Origin of the sequence: Massilia putida, assembly GCF_001941825.1 — a bacterium.
Lineage (GTDB): Bacteria > Pseudomonadota > Gammaproteobacteria > Burkholderiales > Burkholderiaceae_D > Telluria > Telluria putida.
Map to the genome: position 1 here is coordinate 521,356 of NZ_CP019038.1, position 23,156 is coordinate 544,511.

A 23,156-nucleotide genomic window follows, 5' to 3' on the forward strand; every position below is an offset into this window, starting at 1 on the left:
CCCGCCTGTCTACTCGGCGAACACGTCGGCAATCAGTCCCCGCAGCCACTGGATGCCGGGATCGTGGTTGAAGCGCCGGTGCCAGAAGACGTTGGTCTGCAACGTCGGCAGGGCGAGCGGCGGCTCGATCCACTTGAGGCCGAAGGGACTTGCTGCGCTTTCGGCCAGTTTCTGCGGCACCGTCACCACCAGCTCGCTCGTGCTGACGATGTAGGGCACCGCGGTGAAATGCGGGACCCTGAACCGGGCACCGGCCGTCACCCCGGCCTTTTCCAGTAATCCATTGATGCGGTCGTAAGGACTCTGGGCCGCATCGACGATCAGGTGCGGCGCCGCCACGAAGCGCGCCAGGTCCACCTTGCCCTTCGCCAGCGGATGGTCCTTGCGGAACATGCTCACGAAGCGCTGCCGGAACAACGCCCTGTGATACAGCGCTTCCGACACATCCTCGAACGCGCCGATGGCGAGATCGACCCTGCCCGTCTCCATGTCGTCCTTCAACGTCAGCCCGTTCGCGCGGATCGAGGCGATTTCCACGTTGGGCGCGTTTGATCGGCAACGCTCGATCAGCACCGGCATGAAATACACCTCGCCCACGTCCGTCATCGCCAAAGTAAAACGGCGGCCGCTCGTGGCCGGGTCGAAACGGCTGCGCTGCGACAAGGCCAGTGCCACCTGGGCCATCGCGGCGCCGATCGGCTCGGCCATCTGCTGCGCGAGCGGCGTGGGCTGCATGCCGTGCGCCGTGCGCACGAACAGCTCGTCGCCGAAGGTGCGCCGCAGGCGCGCCAGCGCATTGCTCACGGCCGATTGCGTCAGGCCCAGACGCCTTGCGGCGGCCGAGATCTGGCGTTCGCGGTAGACCTCCTGAAATACGGACAACAGATTCAGGTCGATGCTAGAGGGTTCGATCATGCACGAGATAGTGTTATTGATACTCTAAATAGTCTACATTTTTGTATTCATCTCGTAAAACTGCACGCACTCCTCTACAGTGTCGTAAACACCACGGATTCTGGAGACACCCTTGACTGCTTCAACTGACGGCTACATGTCCGGCTTCGGCAACGAGTTCGCGACGGAGGCCCTGCCCGGCGCCCTGCCGGCGCACCGCAATTCGCCGCAGCGCGTCGCCTACGGTCTGTATGCCGAGCAACTCTCCGGGACGGCGTTCACGGCCCCGCGCGGCCACAACCGCCGCTCCTGGCTGTACCGCATCCGGCCGGCCGCGATGCACGGCGCGTTCGAACCGATGGGCAACGGCCGCATTGCCGCCGGCTTCGAGGGCGTCGCGCCGTCGCCCAACCAGATGCGGTGGAGCCCGCTACCCATGCCCGACGCGCCCACCGACTTCATCGACGGTCTCGTGACGATGGCGGGCAACGGCGCGCCGGGCGCGATGTCCGGCTGCGCGATCCACGTGTACGCCGCGAACCGGGCCATGCGCGGCCGCTATTTTTACTCCGCCGACGGTGAGATGCTGATCGTGCCGCAGCAGGGGCGCCTGGGCCTGGCGACGGAATTCGGCCGCGTCGACGTGGCGCCGCACGAGATCGCCGTGATCCCGCGCGGCGTGCGTTTCGCCGTCGACCTGCCGGATGGAGAAGCGCGCGGCTATGTCTGCGAAAATTTCGGCGCCCTGCTCCGCCTGCCGGACCTCGGCCCGATCGGCTCGAACGGCCTGGCCAACCCGCGCGATTTCCTCACGCCCGTGGCACGCTATGAAGACGTCGAAGGCGATTTTGAACTGGTCGCGAAATTCGGCGGCAACCTGTGGCGGGCGGGCATTTCGCACTCGCCGCTGGACGTGGTCGCCTGGCACGGCAACTATGCGCCGTACAAATACGACCTGCGCCACTTCAACACGATCGGTTCGATCAGCTACGACCACCCGGACCCGTCGATCTTCCTCGTGTTGCAGGCGCCGTCCGACACACCGGGTGTGGACACGCTCGATTTCGTCATCTTCCCGCCCCGCTGGCTGGTTGGCGAGGATACGTTCCGTCCGCCCTGGTTCCACCGCAATGTCGCGAGCGAATTCATGGGCCTCGTGCATGGTGCCTACGATGCAAAGGCGGAAGGCTTCGTGCCGGGCGGCGCCAGCCTGCACAACTGCATGAGCGGCCACGGCCCGGACGCGGCCACCTTCGACAAGGCCACCAGCGCCGACACGAGCCGGCCGCACAAGGTCACGGACACGATGGCGTTCATGTTCGAGACGCGCACGCCGCTGGTCGCGACGCCGTATGCGCTGCGGTCGCCCCAGCTGCAGGGCGATTACCAGGCGTGCTGGGCGGGGATTGCGAAGCATTTCAATCCGGCACAGCGATAACGTCATTCCCGCGAACGCGGGAATAATGCCCCCGGCATTATTCCCTCCATACTGCGCCGCAGAATTCGGAACAGTTCTGCAACGCTTCACGATATGGGCTTCGGTGAATCGGCATGGGTTCCCGCTTTCGCGGCGACGACGGTGCCTTGTCTCGTGCGACCAACCCCGAATCCCTCATGCGATCATCAACCCGCCGGCTGGCGGCGCGGGCCGTCCCGGCAGAGTCCGGGACACGCATGGTCGACGTCGTCATCATCCTCGCCCTCATCCTGCTCAACGGCGTGTTCGCCATGTCCGAGCTCGCCATCGTCTCGGCCAAGCGGCTGCGGCTGGACAAGATGAAGGCCGAGGGCAGCGCGGGCGCCGGCAGCGCGCTCGACCTGCACGAAGACCCGAGCCGGTTCCTGTCCACGGTGCAGGTCGGCATCACCCTCATCAGCATCTTCAACGGCGCATTCGGCGAGGCGTCGCTGACCGCGCGCCTGACGCCCCGGCTGGCCGCGCTCGGCGTGGCGGGCGGCTATGCGCGGCCCGTGTCGCTTGCCATCGTCGTGTTCGGCATCACCTTCGTCTCGATCGTGCTGGGCGAACTGGTGCCCAAGCGCATCGCGATCCTGTACCCGGAACAGCTGGCGGCGGCGACCGCGCGTCCGCTGCACATCCTGTCGCGCCTCGCGCACCCGTTCGTGCGGCTGCTCGCGGTGACGACGGACGGCATCATGCGCCTGCTCGGCATGCGCCACCAGAAGGACGAGACGCCGACCGAGGAGGAAGTGACGGGCATGATCAAGGAAAGCGCGGACGCCGGCGTGTTCGAGAAGGCGGAATACGACATCGCCGCGCGCGCTCTGCGTCTCGACGACTGGCACCTGCGCGCGCTGATGACGCCGCGCGTCGACCTGGAATTTCTCGACCTCGACCAGCCCCTCGAACGCAATCTGGCGCGCATCGCGGAGTCGCCGTACAGCCGCTTCCCCGTCTACCGGGGCGACCGCTCGCAGGTGCTCGGCATCGTGCGCGCGCGCAATCTGTTCGGCCAGGCCATCCGCGGGCAGTCGCTGGAAGGCATCGACATCGGCGCGGCCGTGGAACCGATCCTGTACGTGCCGGAATCGAGCAGTGCCATCGACCTGCTGGAACAGCTCAAGCAGAGCCGCGCGGAACTGGCCATGATCGTCGACGAATACGGCGACATCCAGGGCATGGTCACGCTGACGGACGTGATGAGCGCCCTCGTCGGCGACGTCACGCCGCCCGTGGACCACGGCCAGCCGGACGCCGTGCGGCGCGAGGACGGCAGCTGGTTCGTGGACGGCGGCATGGTCCTCGACCGCTTCCGCCACCTCACCGGCACCGCCATCCGCTTCCCGGACGAGGACAGCGGCGTCTACCACACGCTGGCCGGCTTCATGCTGTACCAGCTCGCCGTGATCCCCCGTGCGGGCGACCGGCTCGAGTGGGAGGGCTGGCGGTTCGAAGTCGTCGACATGGACGGCAACCGCATAGACCGCCTGCTCGTCAGCCGCGCCTGATGGCGGCGGAACCTCGGGTGCGCGGCGCGTGCCCACCACATCAAAGGAGGAATCATGATCATTCACCGTATCTGCGCCGGCCTCGCCTGCTTCCTGCTGGCCTCGGGCGTCGCCGCCCAGCACACGCGACCGGAAACCACGCCCGCCGGCCAGCCGAAGGCGCCCGACACGCGCGCGCTCGAGGTCGGCGCGAAGATTTTGCAGGGCAATGCGCCGTTGGCCGGCTTCGACATCTACCTGAACGGTTTTCACCCGATGAAAGACCATCCGGACATGCAGGTCGAGGCGCACCACTTCTGCCGTCAGGTCAACGAAGACCTCGCACAATGCGCGCTGTTCGACGGCAATACGCGCACGGCGAACCTGACCGGCATCGAATACATCATCTCGGAAAAGCTGTTCGGCACGCTGCCGGCCGGGGAGCGGCAGTACTGGCACCCGCACAACGGCGAAATCCTCAGCGGCCAGCTGGTCGCGCCGGGCCTGCCCGAAGCGGCGGAACACGCGCTGATGAAGAAAAAGATCAACAGCTACGGCAAGACCTGGCACCTGTGGAACACGGGCTTCAACGGCAAGCCGGGCGACAGCCTGCCGCTGGGCCCGCCGATGCTGGCCTGGTCATTCAGCCGCGACGGCGAGCTGCTGCCCAGCTTGCTGGACGAGCGCGATACCCGCATGAAGGTGCACACGGGCGCCAGGCGCAAGGCGCGGGCCGACCTCAAGCCCCTGACGCATCCCCAGGCCGGCGTCGACGCGCTGAAGGGCAAATTCCCGCAGGCGACGCAAGACATCCCCGGCGTCGTCGACAGCGCTGCGCCATCGCGGTAGATTGGGGGTGCCAAGGAGGACACATCATGCGCATCGACTGGCTCCACTTCACGCCCTGGGCGTCAACCGCGGGCGGCATTCTCATCGGCCTCGCGACGGCCCTGCTGCTGCTCGCGAACGGCCGCGTCGCGGGCATCAGCGGCATCCTCGGCGGCTTGCTGCGGCCCGCGCGCGGCGACGTCGCGTGGCGCGTGGCCTTCATCGCCGGGTTGTTCCTCGCGCCCATCGTCTGGCTGACCATGCGCGCGATGCCGCCGGCGCAGATCGACCATTCGCCCGCGCTGCTCGCCGCCGGCGGCCTGCTCGTCGGGATCGGCACCCGCTTCGGTTCCGGCTGCACGAGCGGCCACGGCGTGTGCGGCATCGCGCGGTTGTCGCCGCGGTCGCTGCTGGCCACGGCATGCTTCATGGCGGCCGGCTTCGTCACCGTCTTCGTCGTGCGCCACGTGCTGGGGAGCGCGCCATGAACGTCGTCACCGCCTTTCTCGCCGGGCTGCTGTTCGGCGCCGGGCTGATCCTGTCCGGCATGAGCAATCCGGCCAAGGTGCTCGCCTTCCTCGACGTGGCCGGCACCTGGGACCCGTCGCTGCTGTTCGTGATGGTGGGCGCGATCGTCATTGCCGCCCTCGCCTTCCGCTTCGCGCGCACGCGCGTGCGGCCCCTGTTCGGCAGTGCGATCCACGTGCCGGGCGCGGGCCGCATCGACATGCCGCTGGTGCTGGGCAGCGTGACGTTCGGCGTGGGCTGGGGACTCGTCGGATATTGCCCCGGCCCGGCGCTGACGGCACTCGCCGTCGGCGGCCGCTCGACGCTGCTGTTCGTTGCGGCAATGGTGGCCGGTATGGCAATATTCGAGGTGGCCGAGCGTATCCGCGCCGGCATCGGGGCACATCGCGGCGCTACCCGCGCCACGACCGGCCCGCCAGGAGACTGAATGCAAACCAATCCGATCCAGCTGTTCGACACGGAATCATCGACCTATACCTACATCGTCGCGGGCCCGGGCAGCGATGCCGCCGTCATCATCGACCCGGTCGACCACCATTGCGAACGCGACCTCGCCCACATCGCGCGCCTGGGACTGCGGCTCGCCTACATCCTCGAGACGCACGTGCACGCCGACCACGTGACGTCGGCCGGGCGCCTGCGCCAGCTGACCGGTGCCCACACGGCCGTGCCGCGCGGATGCGACGTGCCGCCGGCCGAAGTGCAGCTCCAAGATGGCGACGTCATCCGCTTCGGCGACGGCGAGACGATCGCCGTGATGCACACGCCGGGCCACACGGCCGGCCACATGTCCTACGTCTGGCGCGGCAACGTGTTCACGGGCGATACGCTCCTCATCGACGGCTGCGGCCGCACCGATTTCCAGGGCGGCAGTTCGGCCGCGCTGTACGACAGCATCACGCAAAAGCTGTTCGCGCTGCCCGATGCGACGCGCGTATGGCCCGCGCACGACTACAAGGGCCAGGCCGTGTCGACCATCCGCTGGGAAAAGGCGCATAACGCGCGGGTCGTCGGACGCAGCCGGGAGGAATTCATCGCATTGATGGACAACCTGCACCTGCCGCAGCCGAAGCTGATCGACATCGCCGTGCCCGCGAACCGCAATCTCGGCTTGCCGCACGGCGGCTGAGGCGGTCGGATTCGCCGCGCCGCCGTTGCCGGCGCCGTTCCTGACGCAAAGTAAAGTCGCCCGGACGGTCACAGCCACGGCCGTTTCCATTAAAATCCTTGTCTTTTAGCAAGCGGACACCATGGCCTCCGACCAGACCCAACTCCACCGCGGCCTCAAGAGCCGGCACATCCAGCTGATGGCCCTCGGCGGCGCCATCGGCACGGGCCTCTTCCTCGGCGTCGCGGAGACGGTCCGCCTGGCCGGTCCATCCGTGCTGCTCGGTTACGCGATCGCGGGCCTGGTCGCGTTCCTGATCATGCGCCAGCTGTCCGAGATGATGGTCGACGAACCTGTCGCCGGCTCGTTCGGCCATTTCGCCGACAAATATTGCGGCCGCTTCGCCGGCTTCGTCTCCGGCTGGAATTACTGGGTGCTGTACGTGCTCGTCAGCATGGCCGAGCTGTCCGCCGTCGGCATCTATGTGCAGTACTGGTTCCCGAACGTGCCGACGTGGGTGTCGGCGCTCGGCTGCTTCCTGCTCGCGAACGGCATCAGCCTCATCAACGTGCGCGCGTTCGGCGAGAGCGAGTTCTGGTTTTCCGTGATCAAGGTGGCGGCCATCGTCGCGATGATCGTCTACGGCGTGTTCCTGCTCGCGAGCGGCGGCGCGGGACCGCAGGCGTCCGTCGCCAACCTGTGGACGCACGGCGGCTTCTTCGCCCACGGCATCCAGGGCCTCGTGATGTCGATGGCCATCATCATGTTTTCGTTCGGCGGGCTGGAAGTCATCGGCATCACGGCGGCCGAGGCGGCCGATCCGTCCCGGTCGATTCCGCGCGCGACGAACCAGACGCTGTGGCGCATCCTCGTCTTCTACGTCGGCTCGCTGGCCGTGCTGCTGTCGCTGTACCCGTGGGACAAGATCGTGCCCGGCGCGAGCCCGTTCGTCCTGATCTTCAAGGCGCTGGACGCCGGCGTCGTCGCGCACGTGCTGAATCTCGTCGTGCTGACGGCCGCGCTGTCGGTCTACAACAGCTGCGTGTATTCCAACAGCCGCATGCTGTACGGCCTCGCCGTGCAGGGTCATGCGCCGCGCGCGCTGCTGCGCGTGAACGCGCGCGGGGTGCCGCTGGCGTCGCTGGCCGTGTCGGCCGTCGCCACCGCGCTGTGCGTGGGCGTCAACTATGCCGTGCCGGGCAAGGCGCTGGGCCTGTTGATGGGGCTTGCCGTGGCCGGCATGCTGATCAACTGGGCCATGATCAGCTGGTCGCACCTGCGCTTCCGCGCCGCCAAGCAGGCGGGCGGCCAGCCGACGGCCTTCCCGAGCCCGCTTTACCCGCTCACGAACTGGGCCTGCCTGCTGTATCTCGGCGGGATCGTGGCGATCATGTACGCGACGCCGGAGCTGCGCGTGTCCGTGTGGATGATCCCCGCGTGGCTGGTCGTGCTGGCCGTCGGTTACCGCCTGGCCGAGGGCCGGCGCGCGCGCCTCGCCCGCGTCGTTTCCTGACGCCTTTCATGGATGCTACACTCGGCCCATTGCCAAAGCGACGACTTGCGAGCCGAGCATGGAACAACAAGAATTTCTCGACACCCTCAGGGCGGAAGGCTATGCGGAGCCGGTGCTGGTCCGGCGCGAACCGGACGGCCGCCTCGACGACCACGCGCATCCGTTCGAAGCGAAGGCGCTGATCCTGAAAGGCGAGATCCGCATCCACGCGGGCGGCGAAATCAAGATCTACCGCGCCGGCGACGTGTTCCACCTGCGCCGCGACGAACCGCACCGCGAGAGCTACGGGCCGGACGGCGTCGACTATCTGTCCGGCCGCCGCTAGGCGCCGGCACGCCCCTCCGCCAGCACCAGCACGGGTTGCGCGCCGGGCGCGCGGAACACGATGGCGAAGCAGTCGAACCAGTCCTGCGGATCGGGGCAGCCGTCGGTCAGCATGGCGCGGTAGTCGTCTTCCGATTCATAGGAATACAGCACGATGACCTCGCCGGCCACGGGGCCGAACCACGCTTCGTCGTCCGCGCGCGGGCGCACGCCGTCGCCGTGGTGGCCGTTCCAGCCGTGCTGCGCCGGATCGAACAACAGCACCTCGCGCCCGCACACGGGACACGCGGCATGGACGGGCGCGACGGGCGCCGCCACCGTCTTGCGCCCGAACAGGCCGCGCCGTTCCTGGCGCCGCGCGGTGCGCAGCCTCAGTTCCCAACTGCCGCACGGGCAGCCGAGCCGGCGCGCGAGGAAGTCCGGGCCGTGCCGCAGCCCGCGCACGGCGGGTACCGCGACGTTGGCCAGCATGAACGGCGCCAGGTTGGCGGGGATGCGTGCACCGAGCAGGGCGAGCAGGTCGGACACCGCAGCCTCCGGGTTCAGAAGTACTTGGATAGATAGTACACGCCGGAGTCCGGAAACACAGTGGCCACACGCTTGCCCGCGAGCCGCGGCAGCAGCTGCGCGATGCCGGCCGCGACGCAGCCGCTCGATCCGCCGGCCAGGATCCCCTCTTTCGCCGCGAGGCGCCGGCACCAGTCCAGCGCATCGTCGTCCGCGACCTGCACGACATCGTCCACGACGCCCGGGTCGAAGCTGCGCGCCGCCTGGCGCTTGCCCACGCCTTCGACGATGGTCGCGAACGGTCCGTCGGCGGGCTTGTCGGTGACGACCCTGCGATACGCGGAGTTGCGGGGCTCGACGCCCAGCACGATCAGATCCGGCTTCTGCTCCTTGAGGTAGCGGCCGATGCCGGAGATGGTGCCGCCCGAGCCGATGCCGCACACGAACACGTCGATCTGCCCGGCCATCTGCCGCCACAGCTCCGGCCCGGTGTCGCGATAGTGCGCCTCGCGGTTCAGCGCCGAACGGTACTGGTCGAGGTGGTGCACGTTGTCGCCCTGGGCCAGGCGCTCGGCCACGGCGTGGTACCCGTCGGCGGGGTTCAGGCCGTCGTCCGGCGCGCACAGATGCACCTCGGCCCCGTAGGCGCGGATGCGCTTGATCTTTTCGACGCTCGTCGTCCGCGGGACGGTCACATCGCATTGCAGGCCGAGCACGGCGCTGGCCATCGCGAGCGCGGCGCCGGTGTTGCCGGATGAGCTTTCGACGACGCGCGCCGTGTCCGGCGGCAGGCTGTTCAGCATGTACCGCACCATGCGGTCCTTGATGCTGCCGCCCGGGTTCATGTACTCCAGCTTCGCCACCACGTCCATGCCGGGGAAAAGGCGGCCCAGCCTGACCACGGGGGTGTTGCCGATCGCGTCCATCACGGAAGATTTGACTTGGGATTCCACGCCGCTCCTTTCACTGAGATTGCCGCTGAGAAAGACTAGCACAACAATCCATTCGATGGCGTCGGATTGGAGCGTGCTTATGCGGCCCGGGTGAGCTACCTACCTTAACCGGGTAGCGGCCGTTACTGCAAGACATCCCGACGTGCGTGTTGGTTCATGACCGCAACCGTGGTCCTTGTGACAATGTGCGTATTTACCCTGCATACGAGATGGTGCGCAACCGCGCGGCCGCGCCCGAACAGCGCTTCGCCGAAGCCGTCGCCGACGCGCTCTACGAAAGCCATCCGTACGAACTGCGCGCGCCGAACGAGAAAGACCTGAACAAGATCGACCTGGACCGCAGTCTCGCCGTGTACCGCCGGCGCTTCGCCAGCGCCAAGGGCATGACGTTCATCGTCGTCGGCGATTTCGATCCGGCGGTGGCCGACGTGCAGAAGACGGCACGGCGGTATCTCGACAAGGACAACTATGTCCAGGTCGTGCTGGTACCGGAAGCGAAGCTGAAGACGGCCGGCAAGTGAGCCAAAAGCCGTGATAACTGCATTTCAAATGCAGCTTTGGTAGAATGGCGGGCATGTCCTCCCCCGCCATCACCGAATCGTCGATCATCCAGCTGGTCGACACGTTTTATGCGCGCGTGCGCGACGACGCCGTGCTGTCCCCCGTGTTCGAAGCGAAACTCGCGGGCCGCTGGCACGAGCACATGCCGCGCATGTACGCGTTCTGGACCAAGGTCTTGCTGGGCACGGGCGAATTCAACGGCAATGTGTTCGGCAAGCACATGGCGCTGTCGGGCATCGAGACCGAACACTTCATCCGCTGGCTCACGCTGTTCCGGTTGACGGCCGTCGACGTGTTCGGCGTGGACGGCGCGGGCGAAGCGCTGGCGGTCGCGCAGCGCATCGCCTCCAGCCTGCAACTCGGCTTCTTCGGCGATATCCGCGTCTGATTCAAGCCTGCTTTACGTGGTCGCGGCGGTCAGCCACGGCGGCCAGCAGCGCCTGTTTCAGCTGCAGGTCGGTGAACGGCTTCGTCAGCACGCGGGCCGTCACGTCCGCCATGCCCGCCACCAGATTGCCGTAGCCGGACGCGAACACGATGGCGACGTCCGGATGGTCGGCGACGATGCGCCGCGCCAGCGTCAGGCCGTCCTGGTCGGGCAGGCTGTAGTCGACGACGGCGGCGTCATAGCGGTCGCGCGCCAGCATGTCGATCGCGTCGCGTGCCGTCGGGGCCTCGTCGGTCAGGAACCCGGCCGCCACGAGGATCGCGCGATACAGTTCGCGGGCCTGGGCATCGTCTTCCACGAGCAGTACGCGCAGGCCGCCCGTCTGGCGGGCTTCCGGCACGACGACCGCCGGCACGGGCGCCTGCGCGGGCGCCTGTCCGGCGAGTAGTTGGCGCACCTTGCCCGCCAGTTTTTCGCGCCGGTAGGGCTTGGACAGCAGCTCCACGCCCGGATCGAGGCGGCCGCCGTGGATGATCGCGTTCTGCGTGTAGCCGGACGTGTACAGCACCTTCAGGTCGGGCAGCAACGCCTTGGCCTGGCGCACCATCTCCGTGCTTTTGAGTTTGCCGGGCATGACGACGTCCGTGAACAGCAGGTCGCAGCGCACGCCCGCCTTCAGCACGGCCAGCGCCATCTCCGCATTGTCGGCACGCAGCACCTGGTAGCCCAGTTCGGACAGCATGCCGACGACGGTGGCCTGGACGTTCGGGTCGTCCTCGACGACGAGGATCGTCTCCGTGCCGCCGCGGACCTCGCCCGCCACCGGCTCGGGCAGCGTCTGTTCGGCTTCCAGCGTACGCGGGAAATAGGCCTTGATCGTCGTCCCGTGCCCCAGTTCGCTGTAGATGCGGAAATGGCCGCCGCTCTGCTTGACGAAGCCGAACGCCATCGACAGGCCCAGGCCCGTGCCCTGCCCTTCGCCCTTGGTCGTGAAGAACGGCTCGATGGCACGCTCGCGCACCTCGGGCGACATGCCCGTGCCCGTGTCCGAGATCGCGAGCAGCACGTACTGGCCCGGCGGCACCTCGTGCGCCGCGCTCACATACGTATCGTCGAGCATGGTGTTGGACAGTTCGACCGTCAGCTTGCCGCCGCCCGGCATCGCGTCGCGCGCATTGATGGCGAGGTTCAGCACCACGTTTTCCAGCTGGTGCGGATCGAGCGTCGCGTTCCACAGCGAGGCCGAGACGACGGTCTCCACCTCGACGTGCTCGCCGACGGCGCGCCGCACGAGCTCCTCCACGTTGCGCACGATGCGGCCCGGGTTCAGCACGTAGGGCTGCAGCGGCTGGCGGCGCGCGAACGCCAGCAACTGCGACGACAGCTTGGCGCCGCGGTCGACGGCGCCCAGGGCCATCTGCAGATGGCGCTGGGCGGTCGGCATGCCGATGATGGCGCCGCCCAGCAGTTGCAGGCTGCCGCCGATGACCTGCAGGATGTTGTTGAAGTCGTGGGCGACGCCGCCCGTCAGCTTGCCGACGGCTTCCAGCCGCTGCGCGTGCTGCAGCGCGTGGCGCGCCTCTTCCAGTTGCACGCGCTGGGTGACGTCGCGCGTGATTTTCGCAAAGCCGACCAGGCGGCCGTCGGCGTCGCGGATCGCATCCACGACGACGTCGGCGTGGAAGCGCGAGCCGTCCTTGCGCACGCGCACGCCCTCGCCGTGGTAGCGGCCGTGCTCGCGCGCGGTCGCCAGCACGTGGTCCGGCAGGCCGGCGTGCCGGTCTTCCTCGGTATAGAAACGGCTGAAGTGGGTGCCGACCACCTCGTCCGCCGTAAATCCCTTGATGTTGCGCGCCCCCGCGTTCCAGGTGGTGACGAGGCCTTCCGGCGACAGCATGTAGATGGCGTAGTCGATCACGCTGTCGACCAGCATCCGGAATTGCTCCTCGCTGCGCCGCAGCGCTTCGCGCGCGAGCTTCTTGTCGCTGATGTCGCGCGTGATCTTGGCGAAGCCGAGCAGCCGGCCGTCGTCGTCGAGGATCGTGTCGATGACCACCGATGCCCAGAAATGGCTGCCGTCCTTGCGCACGCGCCACCCCTCCGATTCGTACCGTCCGGTTTCCAATGCCGTGGCGAGCGCGCGTTCCGGCAGGCCCGCGGCGCGGTCCGCGGGCGTGTAGAACCGCGAAAAGTGCTCGCCGAGGATCTCGGCTTCCGTGTAACCCTTGAAGCGGCGGGCACCGGCGTTCCAGCTGGCAACGGTGCCGTCCGGGTTGAGCATGTAGATCGCGTAGTCCGCGACGCGCTCGATCAGCAATTGCATCCGGCGCTGGGTGGTGAAATCGGTCATGAGGGCCAAAGGTCAAATTCGGGTTGTGTTCAGTATAACATTGTGGAAATTTTCATGCACCATATGAAACGTTTATAGCTGAGCTGACAACGTTGCATGTCCATCATGACTTGCCGGAGCGGCAATCCCGCGGGTCCGCTACAATCCCGATGTCGACGATCACCATGGAGAACGCTATGTCGGGTTACAGCATCAATATCGAAGAACGTACGCTAGCCGGAAACAATTTCCGTGAAGTGCTTTACACGACACAGCGCAGCCAGCTGGTCATCATGACCCTGCAACCCGGCGAAGAGATCGGCCTCGAGAAGCACGAAGGCCACGATCAGTTCATCCGGGTGGAGGCGGGACAGGGCGTCGCCATCCTGGACGGCGACAAGCACCCGCTCGAAGACGGCGTGGCCGTCGTCATCCCGGCCGGCACGGAGCACAACGTCATCAACACGTCCGCCAGCGAACCCATGCGCCTGTACACGCTGTACACGCCGCCCGAGCATCCCGACGGCATCGTCCACGCGACCAAGGCCGAGGCCGACGAGTACGAACGGCAGCACGGCCACTGACAGCCCGCGCGCTACCCCTTGCAGGCCAGGCCGTAGCGCGTCATCGTACACGCGCGCTCGATACACTGGCGCTCGTCGTAGCCGTGGGCGCGGCATTGCATCAGCGTTTCCTCGCGGCGCTGGCGCGGCGACGGCGTGGCGGCGACGGGTGGCTCCTCCCGCGCCTGCGCGCGGCGGGCCTTCGCCGCGGCGCGCTTGCGCGCGGACGATGCCGGACGGGACGTGCGCCGGGGCGGATTGACGTCGACCGGCACCACGGTCCTGCTGGCGTCGTCGGGCGGTGGCGTCTCCGCGGCCGGCGCGGGCGCGGGCACTGCCGCTGCGGCGATTTCCGGTTCAGGCAGCGGCTTCACGGTCTCGGCCGCGACGGGCGCTGTCGGCGCCGGCGCCGCCGGCACGGCGGCCGCGGAGCCCGTGGGGAATGCCTGCGCGCCGCTCGCCGCAACCGGTGCCGGCGATGTGTTCGCCACGACGACGAGCGCGCCGTCGACACGGTTTTCTTCATACAGCCACAAGCCGCCCGCCGCGATGGCCGCCAGCAGGCCCCCGGCGATACTCCACGTCACGAGGCGGCGTTTCCACACGCTACCCCACGCCGGCGTGCCGTCGCGGGCCGCGTCGTCGCGCAGGCGCGCGGCCAGCCAGTCGGCTTCGGCTTCGGCCTCGGGCCGGCCCGGACGCGGGATCGTACCCGGGCCGGATCCGGGATCGATACGTGACTCGGGGGCGGCAGGGCCGGAAGGACGCGGCGGCGGCACGTGACGGGGGCGCGCCTGCTCGCCGGGCACCGTCGCCTCGTCGGTGGGCGGCGGAGCTGGTGGCCGCTGCTGCGGCGGCGTCGGACGATGTTGCGCCGCCCGCTCGGCCCAGGCTTCGATCGCGACGCCGAGGCCGCGCGCCGGCGTGTCCGGGGCGCGCTGCATGGCGCCCGGATCGGCCCGTTGTACGGCGGCGCCGGCCAGGTCCCGCCGGGCGCCGGGACCATGCCAGACGGCCGGTCGCGGCGGCCGGGCGGGCGCCGGCGGCGGATCCGCTGACTTCGGCGCCGCCTCCGCGGGCTTCGGCGCCGCCTCGGCCGAGCCGCTTTCCTGGAAGTCTTGCAACAGTTGGGTCTTCATGGTGCGGTGCGCAATCCGGGTAACCGGATGGGCAGTGTACCGAATCCCGACCGAGCGCGGAGCGCGCCTGAACCTACAGGGTCACGGCGACCTTCAACTCCGCCTCCCGCACGGCCGGCAGCGGGACGTCCAGCACGCGGCGCTTGGCGTCCCAGCGGAACGCCACCGGCTTGCCGCCGGCCCAAACGGCGCGCGGACGCGCACCGACATTGTGCACCTTGAGGTCGAAGGTGCGGGCCGTGGGCGCCGCGGCGGCGCCCGTCTCGGGCGCGATCGTCAGGTCGAGCCGGCCGTCGGCCAGGCGGCTCGAGAAGCGCACCAGTTCGTACCTGCCCGACTCGTAGGCGTGCGCCGTGCGGCCGTCGTCGTCGTACAGATGGCCTTCCGACCTGGCGACGCCCGCATCGTGCCAGTAGTGCAGATCGAGCTTCGCCGTCGAATAATCGCGCGTGCTCTGCACCGGCTGCGCGAGCGGGATGAAGGCGCCGGCGCGCACGAACGTCGGGATGCGGTCCGGGCGCGTGGCCACCGTCTCGACGATGCCGCCGCGGTGCGGTTCGTCCGTATAAAAATCGAACCAGACGCTGCCCCTGCGGGGGAACACGACTTCCTTGCGCGCGGCGCCCGGCTCCGTGACGGGCGCGACGAGGAAGTCCGGGCCCCACAGATAGGTCGACGCCACGCCGCTCGTGGGCAGCATGTCGTCGTCCGGATCCTCGAACAGGACGGGCCGCATCATCGGCATGCCCGTGCGGCTGTCGTCGAAGGCGGCCGTGTAGTTATACGGCAGCATCGCGTAGCGCAGCCGGATCGCGTCGCGCGCCAGCGCCTTCACGGCCGGCGTGCGGAACACGGCTTCGGACGGCACCTCTTCCTGCGCGTGCGGACGGAAGATGGGCTGGAACACGCCGTACTGCAGCCAGCGCACGTACAACTCGTCGTCCAGCACGGGGCTCGCGAAGCCGCCCAGGTCGGAGTGCATGTACGCCTGGCCCTGCATGCCCATCTGCAGCGCGATCTCCATCTGCGATTGCAGGCCGTCCCACCCGCGGTGCACGTCGCCCGACCACGGGATCATGCCGAAGCGCTGCGACCCCGAGTAGCCCGAGCGCATCAGGATGAACGGCCGCTCCTGCGGATAGTCGCGCGCATAGCCGTCCGCGATCAGGTGCGCCCATTCGTGGCCGTAGATATTGTGGACCTGGTCCGCGGTCCCGGTCGCATGATGCGCGCCGGACGGATGCATTTCCGGCTCGCCCAGATCGCCCCACCAGCCGGCGACGCCGCCCGCCTTGAGGTCCTTGTAGATGTTCCAGAACCAGTCGCGCGCCTGCGGCTTGAAGACATCGACGAGCCCCGTGTTCCCGAAGAAGAAATCGAACGTGAACGGCTTGCCGGCGGCATCGGTCGCGAGCACGCCCTGCTGCACGGCCTCCTGCCAGCGTTTGGACGTCGTCAGTACGAACGGTTCCGTGATCACGACGGTGTTGACGCCCTTCTTTCGAAAGTCGGCCATCATCGCCTCCGGGTGCGGGAAGCTGTCGCGGTCCCACGCGAGATTGCCCATCGTGCCCTTGACCGTCTTGCCGAACCAGTACAGGTCGAGCACGACGGCGTCCAGCGGGATGCCGTCCGCGATGAACTTGTCGACGACGGCCCGCGTCTCGCTTTCCGTGTGGTAGCCGAAGCGGCTGGCGAAATTGCCGAATGCCCAGCGTGGGGGCAGCGGCTGGCGGCCCGTCAGACGGGTCGTCCCGTCCATCACCTGCGCCCAGTCGTCGCCCGCGATCACCTGATAGGTCTTGCGGCCCCCCATCACCTCGTAGCGCAGGGTGCCGTCCTTGCGGCTGTCGAAATCGAGCCAGCCGGCCTGCGGATTATCGAAGTGCAGCGCGTATTTGTGCGACGACAGCGCCATCGGGATGCCGTACCCCATCTGGTCGGCGTGGTTGCCGAAGCCGTACGACGCCTTGTTGTACAGGCGCAGGCGCTGGCCGCGGCGGTTCATGCCGACGGCGCGTGATCCGGCGCCGTACAGCGCTTCATCGCCCTCCAGCGCGAATTCGATACTGTCCAGGTCCCCTACGTGGCCGTAACCGTGCTTTTCCGCGACGAGCGGCTTGCCCTTGTACTCGTAACGGATGCGGAACGGCGACTTCTCGACCGTCACCGTGATGCCGTCCGTGACGAGCCGGATGCGGCCGTCCGCTTCCTGCACCGTGGCTATCACCTGGCCGGGCTTCAGCACGACGGCGTGCGAGGCCGGGTCGAACGACTCGCCGCGCGGCACGAAACTCGTCTCGACGATGTTGGCGTCGTACGGGCGGATGAGGTAGCGGCCGTCGCTGGTGGCGATGTCCAGCGTGCCGTTGTCGTTGCGGTAGCCGAGGAAGGCGCGGTCGGCATTCTGCGCGTGGGCCGGCAAGCCGGCGATCAGACACAGGGCGAGCACGGCGTGGCGGATGGGTTTCATGGTCTCCCGTCGTTGTCATTGTTGGAATGAAGGAATTTTAACCTGTTCACGTAGAAAAGCTACAACCAACCGAACAAAACGCCGGGATGGCCCGATATTGCGTGTAGTTTGACTACTTTGGCACTGCCGTGCGGCGGCCGCGACATTCTGGCGTCAGAATAGCGGGAACGACAACCCATGAGAGACCCCATGCGCATCGCCACCTTCAACGTCAACGGCATCAACAGCCGTCTCCCCGCCCTGCTGCAATGGCTGGAAGAAACGCAGCCGGACGTCGCCTGCCTGCAGGAACTCAAGGCACCGCAGGACAAATTTCCGGAGATGGAGATCCGCGCGGCCGGCTATTGCCCTATTTGGCACGGCCAGAAAAGCTGGAACGGCGTGGCGATCCTCGCGCGCGGCGTGGAGCCGCAGGAGATGCAGCGCGGCCTGCCGGGCGATCCCGACGACGAGCAGAGCCGCTACATCGAAGCGGTGGTGAACGGCATCCTCGTCGTCTGCCTGTATCTGCCGAACGGGAACCCGGCGCCCGGTCCCAAATTCGAGTACAAGCTGCGCTGGTTCGAGCGCCTGCACGTGCGCGCGCAAGCGTTGATCGCGACGGGCGCGCCGGTCGTCATCGCGGGCGACTACAACGTGATGCCGACGGAACTCGACGTCTACAAGCCCGAGCGCTGGCTCGACGACGCGCTGTTCCGCCCGGAGACGCGGGCAGCGTACCGGCGCCTGCTCGACCAGGGCTGGACGGATGCCGTGCGCGCCATGCATCCGGACGAAGTCATCTACACGTTCTGGGATTATTTCCGTGACGCGTACGGCCGCAACGCCGGCCTGCGCATCGACCACCTGCTCTTGAGCCCGGCACTGGCGCCGAAGCTGCGGGCGGCGGGGGTCGACCGCGACGTGCGCGGGCGTCCGAAACCGAGCGACCACGCACCCACGTGGATCGAACTGGACTGGCCGGAACTGGCGTGACCGTCAGGCCGTCTTGCGGCGTACGGGCGCCCGGCCCAGCACCATGCCGAGGCGCAGCGCGCTGTCGGTGACGATCTCGATGTCGGGCGTGTACCCGTCCTCGATCCAGCGCAGCGCGATGTGGATCACCCCGCCGACGATGCCCGCTTCCAGCAACGGATCGGCCGGCACGCCGGGCGGCACGACGAGCTTGCCGACCTGTTCGCCGATGGCGCGCAAGGCGCTGTCGAACGCCTTGTCGACGGCCCGGCTGACGCCGCGTATCTCGACGAGGAACACACGCGCCGAGCGCGGTTCGCGCTGCAGCGCCGCGAAATAGGTGTGCAGCATGGCGCGGGCCCGCGCGACGCGGCTGCGGCCGGCCTGGCGTGCCGCTTCCGTGATCTCGCCCAGCACGCTGTACGTGACGGCGTTGAACGACGCGATCAGCAGTTCTTCGCTGTTGGCGAACGATTCGTAAAAATACCGTTCGGTGAGTCCGGCCGATTCGCAGACGGCCTTGACGGTGGAGTGGCGATAGCCGCGCTCGCCATAGACGGCGACGGCCGCCGCGATCAACTGGGAACGCCGCTGGGCGCGCCGTTCGTCCTGCGGAATACCACGATAGGGTCGGGCAGATTGTAAAGATTCTGGAGGCATTCTTCTATTTTCTCACAGAACATTCCGCACTGAATTGTGACAATATTAGGTGTCAATATTAAATCAAAAACCCGACCCGACACCGAAAAAGCGACCAAGCGATGATCTACGTCCTGTCCATCCTGGCCGTCGTGGCCGTGCTCGTGCTGCTGACTTTCCTGTTCACCGTCTACATGGCGCGCAAGGTCGAAGCGCTGCTGCCGCCGACGGGCCGCTTCGTCGACGTGCCCGGCGCGCGCCTGCACGTGCGCGAATTCGGCAGCGGCGATCCCGGCGCGCCCGCCATCCTGCTCGTGCACGGCCTCGCGGCCCAGCTCGAGCACTTCACGTACGGCGTGACGTGCCGCCTCTCCAGCCGGTACCGGATCGTCGCGGTCGACCGGCCGGGTTCCGGTTTCTCGACGCGCGGGCCGGGCACGGCGGCCGACCTGAATACGCAGGCCCGCATTCTCGCCGCGCTGATCGACCGGCTGCAACTGGAGCGGCCGCTCGTCGTCGGCCATTCGCTGGGCGGCGCGCTGGCCCTCGCGCTCGCGCTGGACCATCCGCACCGCGTAGGCGCACTGGCCCTGATCGCGCCGCTGACGCACATGCAGGAACACGTGCCGCCCGTATTCGAGGGCCTGACGATCCTGTCGCCCGTGTGGCGCAACTTCGTCGCCTGGACCTTGGCGGTTCCCGCCTTGATCAAGAACAGCCGTGCGACGTTGGACCAGGTGTTCGGGCCGGAGCCCGTGCCGCACGATTTCGCCACGCGCGGCGGCGGCCTCCTCGGCCTGCGGCCGGGCGCCTTCCTGTCCGCGTCGGACGATTTGCGCTCCCTGCCCGACTGCCTGCCCGCGCAGCAGGCGCGCTACGGCGAACTGGAGATGCCCGTGACCATCCTGTACGGCAAGGACGACCGCATCCTCGACCCGCGCGCGCACGGCCAGGCGCTCGCCGACAAGGTGCGCGGCGCGCGCCTGGAACTGATCGAGGGCGGCCACATGCTGCCGGTGACGAACCCGGAGGCGACCGCCGCCTTCATCATGGCTCCCGCGGACGGTCAGACGGCCAGCACCGCCATCAGCGCGGCGAGGTCGTAGGGCTTGCGCAGCACGAGGGCGTCGGGCCAGTTGTTGACTTCCCCGCTGCCCGTCGCGAACACGATGCGGATGCCGGGCGCCAGGGTGCGCGCCTGCGCGGCCAGCAGGTCGCCCGACATGCCCGGCAGCTGCACGTCCGTGATGAGCATGTCGGATGCCGCCGAGACCAGCGCCAGCCCCTGCTCCGCGTCGACGGCTTCGAGCACGTCGTGCCCCAGGTGGCGCAGCAGCGCGGCCGTCGAATCGCGGATCTCGTCCTCGTCTTCCACCAGCACGATGCGCAGCCGGCCGCCGTCGCGCGATCCCGCCGGCGCCGGCACGGCCGGCGCGTCGTCGGCGTGGACGCGGTTGCGCTGGTTCGCCAGCACCTGGCGGATGCGCCGCGCGAGGCTTTCGCGCGTGTACGGCTTGCCCAGCAATTCGACGCCGGGATCGAGGCGGCCGCCGTGCACGATGGCGTTTTCCGTGTACCCGGACGTGAACAGCACGGCCAGGTTCGGCAGGCGTTCGCGCGCCATGCGCGCCAGCTCCGGGCTGCGCAACGTGCCGGGCATGACGACGTCCGTGAACAGCACGTCGATAGGCACGCCCGATTCCACGACGGCCAGGGCGCTCGCCGCATCGGACGCCTTCAGCACGCGGTAGCCGAGCGCCGTCAGCATCTCGACGACGGTGGTGCGTACGGCTTCGTCGTCCTCCGCCACCAGGATCGTCTCGGTGCCGCCGACGGCCGGCTGCTGCGCGTCCGTCGGTCCCAGGAATTCCTCGGCCGCCGTCGTGCGCGGCAGGTACAGCTTGACGGTCGTGCCCTGCCCCGGTTCGCTGTAGATCTTGACGTGGCCGCCGGACTGCTTCACGAAGCCGTACACCATCGACAGGCCGAGGCCCGTCCCCTTGCCTTCGGCCTTCGTCGAAAAGAACGGTTCGAACGCCTGGCGCAGCACGTCGGGCGTCATGCCGGCGCCGGTGTCCGTCACGGCCAGCATCACGTACTGGCCCGGCGCCACGTCCGCATGCGTGCGGCAATACAGGTCGTCCAGGATCGCGTTGTGGGCTTCGATCGTCAGCTTGCCCGCGCCATGCATCGCGTCGCGCGCATTGATCGCGAGATTGAGCACCGCGTTCTCGACCTGTGCGACGTCGACGGCGGTGTTCCACAAGCCGCCCGAGATCACGAGCTCCACCTCGATCTCTTCGCCAAGCGCGCGCCGCAGCATGTCTTCCATGCCCGTCACGACGCGGCTGACCTTGACGACTTTCGGCTCCAGCGGCTGGCGGCGGCCGAACGCGAGCAGGTAGCTGGCCAGCTTCGCGCCCTTTTCCACGGCGGAGCGCGCGTTGCCGATCCAGCGTTGCGGTTCCGCGCCGCCGGTGTGCATTTCGAGCAGTTGCAGGTTGCCCGAGATGATCTGCAGGAGATTGTTGAAATCGTGCGCGACGCCGCCCGTCAGCTTGCCGATCGTCTCCATCTTCTGCGACTGCTGCAACGCCAGTTCCGTGCGGCGGATCTGCTCCGCCTGTTCGCGGTCGGCCGTGATGTCGCGCCCGATCGCGTGGATGAACTCGGCGTCCGGCGCGGCCGTCCACGACAACACGCACCAGCTGCCGTCCTTGCGCCGGTAACGGTTCTCGAACTTGTAGACGTAGCAGCCTTCGCCCAGCGACGCCATCTGCGCTTTGGTCGCGGCCTGGTCGTCCGGGTGGACCAGCTGCAGGAAGTTCTTGCCGACGATGTCGTGCTCGGACCAGCCCAGCAGTGACCCGAACGACGGACTCACGGCTTCGATGACGCCGTCGAAACCGGCGACCAGCATGACGTCGCGCGACAGCCGCCACATGCGGTCGCGCTCCTTCGTCCGCCGCGCGACCGTCGATTCCAGGTCGGCGTTGAGGCTCGCGAGGCGCTCGGCGTTGACCTTCTGGTCTTCGATGTCGACGCTGGTACCAATCCAGCGCACGACCTCGCCGTCCGCATCGCGCAGCGGCACCGCGCGCGACAGGTGCCAGCGGTACGCGCCGTCCGCGCGGCGCAGGCGGAATTCCGCATCGTAGCCGGTCCCGGACGCCACGGCGGCGCCCCAGCGCGCCTGCACGGCCGCCAAATCGTCGGGATGCACGGTGGACGTCCACCCGGCACCCGCCAGGCCGTGGTGATCCACGCCGCTGTACGCGTACACGTGGGCGTTGAACCAATCCAGCTGGCCGCACCGCGTGGCCGTCCACACCTGGTTCGGCATCGCCTCGGCGAACGTACGGAATTTTTCCTCGCTGTCGCGCAGCGCGCGCTCGGCCTCGACGCGCTCGGTGACGTCGCTGCCCTGCACGAATATGCCGAACACCGAACCGTCCTCGCGCTTGACGGGCTGGTAGACGAAGTCGACGTAGTGCAGCCTGCGGTCGCCGTCCGCCGCGGCAAGCCACAAGGGACTGGCCGTCGCCGAGTACGCCTTCCCGGTGAGATAGACCTGGTCGAGGATCGCGATCACGCCCTGCGGCACCGTTTCCGGCATCGCCTCGCGGATCGGCTTGCCGATCAGTTCGCGCTGCGCGGCCAGCGTGCGGTAAGCGCCATTCGCGGACTGGATGACGTGATCGAAGCCCGCCAGCTGGGCCATGAAGCCGGGCGCCTGCTCGAACATGGCCTGCAGCCGGCCATGCTCGCCGCTGAGCCAGCGCTCGGCGCGCACCTTGGCGGTCGTCTCGACGACGATGGCGATGACGCCCACGACGACGCCGCCGGCGTCGACGATGGGCGAGTAATCGAGGTTCATCCACACCTGCTCCGGCTTGCCGCTGCGGTGCAGGGTGAGTTCCTGGTCGCGGTACGACAAGGTGCCGCCGGCCAGGCCGACTTTCATCACGTTGTCGTTGAACTCGGCCACCTCGGGCCAGCCTTCGCGCACCCGCGAGCCGAGCAGGCGCGGATGGCGGCCGCCGGCGAAGCCCGAGTAGGCATCGTTGTAGATCATGACGCCGTCCTCGCCCCACAAGGTAACGATGGGTACCGGCGAGCGCAGGATCAGTTCGACGGTCGTGCGCAGCACATCGGGCCAGCGCTCGATGGCGCCGAGGCTCGTGGCGCTCCAGTCGTGGCCGTCGATGATCGCGCCCAGCAGGCCGCCGCCCGCGCTAAATGTCCTGACCGCAGCCGCCTGGTTCAACATCTTGTCAATATGTCCACTTGGGTTATCGAGCCCGCAATTCTAATCGCGTTCGCATTCCTGGTGGAACACGATTCGCGAGGGGCGCCCCGCTTGTCCGAATCGGCCCCCGTTCGCTGCGCCGCATGCTAAGGTCCGGGCCTGATGCGGCAAAGCCCGCGCGCGGCGATCCCGCGCCGGCATGCTGCAAGGCAGCACGAAAATTCCTCGCGCAAGCTGTCGTGCGCTGTCTTGGCGGA

21 protein-coding genes are annotated in these 23,156 nt (G+C 68.0%); 13 read left to right on the forward strand and 8 right to left on the reverse strand.

Annotated elements, in window-relative coordinates; translation table 11 throughout:
• Nucleotides 1-9 precede the first annotated feature (9 nt).
• Nucleotides 10-915, reverse strand: coding sequence for a LysR family transcriptional regulator (locus tag BVG12_RS04805; protein WP_075791419.1), 906 nt, complete (start codon nucleotides 913-915; stop codon nucleotides 10-12).
• Nucleotides 916-1,051: 136 nt separating this feature from the next.
• Here BVG12_RS04805 and hmgA point away from each other — a divergent pair, with 136 nt between their 5' ends.
• From hmgA to BVG12_RS04845, 8 genes are all read left to right on the forward strand, one after another.
• Nucleotides 1,052-2,332, forward strand: coding sequence for a homogentisate 1,2-dioxygenase (gene hmgA, locus BVG12_RS04810; RefSeq protein WP_083684572.1), 1,281 nt, complete (start codon nucleotides 1,052-1,054; stop codon nucleotides 2,330-2,332).
• Between the two features lie 176 nt (nucleotides 2,333-2,508).
• The gene (locus BVG12_RS04815; protein WP_229503804.1) at nucleotides 2,509-3,864 is read left to right on the forward strand and encodes a hemolysin family protein; all 1,356 of its coding nucleotides are present in this window, start codon (nucleotides 2,509-2,511) and stop codon (nucleotides 3,862-3,864) included.
• Nucleotides 3,865-3,918: 54 nt separating this feature from the next.
• Nucleotides 3,919-4,692 (forward strand): OBAP family protein, encoded by a 774-nt coding sequence (locus BVG12_RS04820; protein WP_075791422.1) that lies wholly within the window; start codon nucleotides 3,919-3,921, stop codon nucleotides 4,690-4,692.
• A 26-nt stretch (nucleotides 4,693-4,718) separates the two neighbouring features.
• Nucleotides 4,719-5,159: a YeeE/YedE family protein gene (locus BVG12_RS04825; RefSeq protein ID WP_075791423.1), complete on the forward strand. Its 441-nt coding sequence runs from the start codon at nucleotides 4,719-4,721 to the stop codon at nucleotides 5,157-5,159.
• A complete protein-coding gene (locus tag BVG12_RS04830) occupies nucleotides 5,156-5,626 on the forward strand; it encodes a DUF6691 family protein (protein WP_075791424.1) in 471 nt (156 codons plus the stop codon). The genes BVG12_RS04825 and BVG12_RS04830 overlap by 4 nt, the downstream gene beginning before the upstream one ends.
• Nucleotides 5,627-6,328, forward strand: coding sequence for an MBL fold metallo-hydrolase (locus BVG12_RS04835; RefSeq protein ID WP_075791425.1), 702 nt, complete (start codon nucleotides 5,627-5,629; stop codon nucleotides 6,326-6,328).
• A 121-nt stretch (nucleotides 6,329-6,449) separates the two neighbouring features.
• Entirely contained in the window at nucleotides 6,450-7,820 is a 1,371-nt protein-coding gene (locus tag BVG12_RS04840; protein ID WP_075791426.1) for an amino acid permease, read from the forward strand.
• Between the two features lie 58 nt (nucleotides 7,821-7,878).
• Nucleotides 7,879-8,145 carry a cupin domain-containing protein gene (locus tag BVG12_RS04845; RefSeq protein ID WP_075791427.1) on the forward strand — a complete coding sequence of 89 codons (267 nt, stop codon included), beginning with the start codon at nucleotides 7,879-7,881 and terminating at the stop codon, nucleotides 8,143-8,145.
• Here the strand turns inward: BVG12_RS04845 and BVG12_RS04850 are convergent.
• On the reverse strand, nucleotides 8,142-8,672 hold the full coding sequence (locus tag BVG12_RS04850; protein WP_075791428.1) for a hypothetical protein: 531 nt from the start codon (nucleotides 8,670-8,672) through the stop codon (nucleotides 8,142-8,144). The genes BVG12_RS04845 and BVG12_RS04850 overlap by 4 nt on opposite strands.
• 14 nt (nucleotides 8,673-8,686) lie before the next feature.
• On the reverse strand, nucleotides 8,687-9,604 hold the full coding sequence (locus BVG12_RS04855) for a PLP-dependent cysteine synthase family protein (RefSeq protein WP_229503805.1): 918 nt from the start codon (nucleotides 9,602-9,604) through the stop codon (nucleotides 8,687-8,689).
• Nucleotides 9,605-9,789: 185 nt separating this feature from the next.
• Here BVG12_RS04855 and BVG12_RS04860 point away from each other — a divergent pair, with 185 nt between their 5' ends.
• Nucleotides 9,790-10,125, forward strand: coding sequence for a hypothetical protein (locus BVG12_RS04860; RefSeq protein WP_156895550.1), 336 nt, complete (start codon nucleotides 9,790-9,792; stop codon nucleotides 10,123-10,125).
• Between the two features lie 53 nt (nucleotides 10,126-10,178).
• Nucleotides 10,179-10,553: a group III truncated hemoglobin gene (locus BVG12_RS04865; protein ID WP_075796201.1), complete on the forward strand. Its 375-nt coding sequence runs from the start codon at nucleotides 10,179-10,181 to the stop codon at nucleotides 10,551-10,553.
• 1 nt (nucleotide 10,554) lies between these two features.
• Here BVG12_RS04865 and BVG12_RS04870 read toward each other — a convergent pair whose 3' ends face one another.
• Nucleotides 10,555-12,903: a hybrid sensor histidine kinase/response regulator gene (locus BVG12_RS04870; RefSeq protein WP_075791431.1), complete on the reverse strand. Its 2,349-nt coding sequence runs from the start codon at nucleotides 12,901-12,903 to the stop codon at nucleotides 10,555-10,557.
• Between the two features lie 176 nt (nucleotides 12,904-13,079).
• Here BVG12_RS04870 and BVG12_RS04875 point away from each other — a divergent pair, with 176 nt between their 5' ends.
• Nucleotides 13,080-13,466 (forward strand): cupin domain-containing protein, encoded by a 387-nt coding sequence (locus BVG12_RS04875; protein ID WP_075791432.1) that lies wholly within the window; start codon nucleotides 13,080-13,082, stop codon nucleotides 13,464-13,466.
• An 11-nt stretch (nucleotides 13,467-13,477) separates the two neighbouring features.
• On the opposite strand, the gene BVG12_RS04880 is transcribed toward BVG12_RS04875, so the two are convergent.
• Entirely contained in the window at nucleotides 13,478-14,584 is a 1,107-nt protein-coding gene (locus tag BVG12_RS04880) for a hypothetical protein (protein WP_075791433.1), read from the reverse strand.
• 73 nt (nucleotides 14,585-14,657) lie between these two features.
• Nucleotides 14,658-17,057: a glycoside hydrolase family 31 protein gene (locus BVG12_RS04885; RefSeq protein WP_075791434.1), complete on the reverse strand. Its 2,400-nt coding sequence runs from the start codon at nucleotides 17,055-17,057 to the stop codon at nucleotides 14,658-14,660.
• 189 nt (nucleotides 17,058-17,246) lie between these two features.
• On the opposite strand from BVG12_RS04885, the gene xth reads away from it, so the two are divergent.
• Nucleotides 17,247-18,032 (forward strand): exodeoxyribonuclease III, encoded by a 786-nt coding sequence (xth, locus tag BVG12_RS04890; protein ID WP_075791435.1) that lies wholly within the window; start codon nucleotides 17,247-17,249, stop codon nucleotides 18,030-18,032.
• Between the two features lie 3 nt (nucleotides 18,033-18,035).
• On the opposite strand, the gene BVG12_RS04895 is transcribed toward xth, so the two are convergent.
• Entirely contained in the window at nucleotides 18,036-18,671 is a 636-nt protein-coding gene (locus tag BVG12_RS04895) for a TetR/AcrR family transcriptional regulator (RefSeq protein WP_075791436.1), read from the reverse strand.
• 101 nt (nucleotides 18,672-18,772) lie between these two features.
• Here BVG12_RS04895 and BVG12_RS04900 point away from each other — a divergent pair, with 101 nt between their 5' ends.
• Nucleotides 18,773-19,756 carry an alpha/beta fold hydrolase gene (locus BVG12_RS04900; RefSeq protein ID WP_075791437.1) on the forward strand — a complete coding sequence of 328 codons (984 nt, stop codon included), beginning with the start codon at nucleotides 18,773-18,775 and terminating at the stop codon, nucleotides 19,754-19,756.
• On the opposite strand, the gene BVG12_RS04905 is transcribed toward BVG12_RS04900, so the two are convergent.
• On the reverse strand, nucleotides 19,717-22,920 hold the full coding sequence (locus tag BVG12_RS04905; RefSeq protein WP_075791438.1) for a PAS domain S-box protein: 3,204 nt from the start codon (nucleotides 22,918-22,920) through the stop codon (nucleotides 19,717-19,719). The genes BVG12_RS04900 and BVG12_RS04905 overlap by 40 nt on opposite strands.
• Nucleotides 22,921-23,156 lie beyond the last annotated feature (236 nt).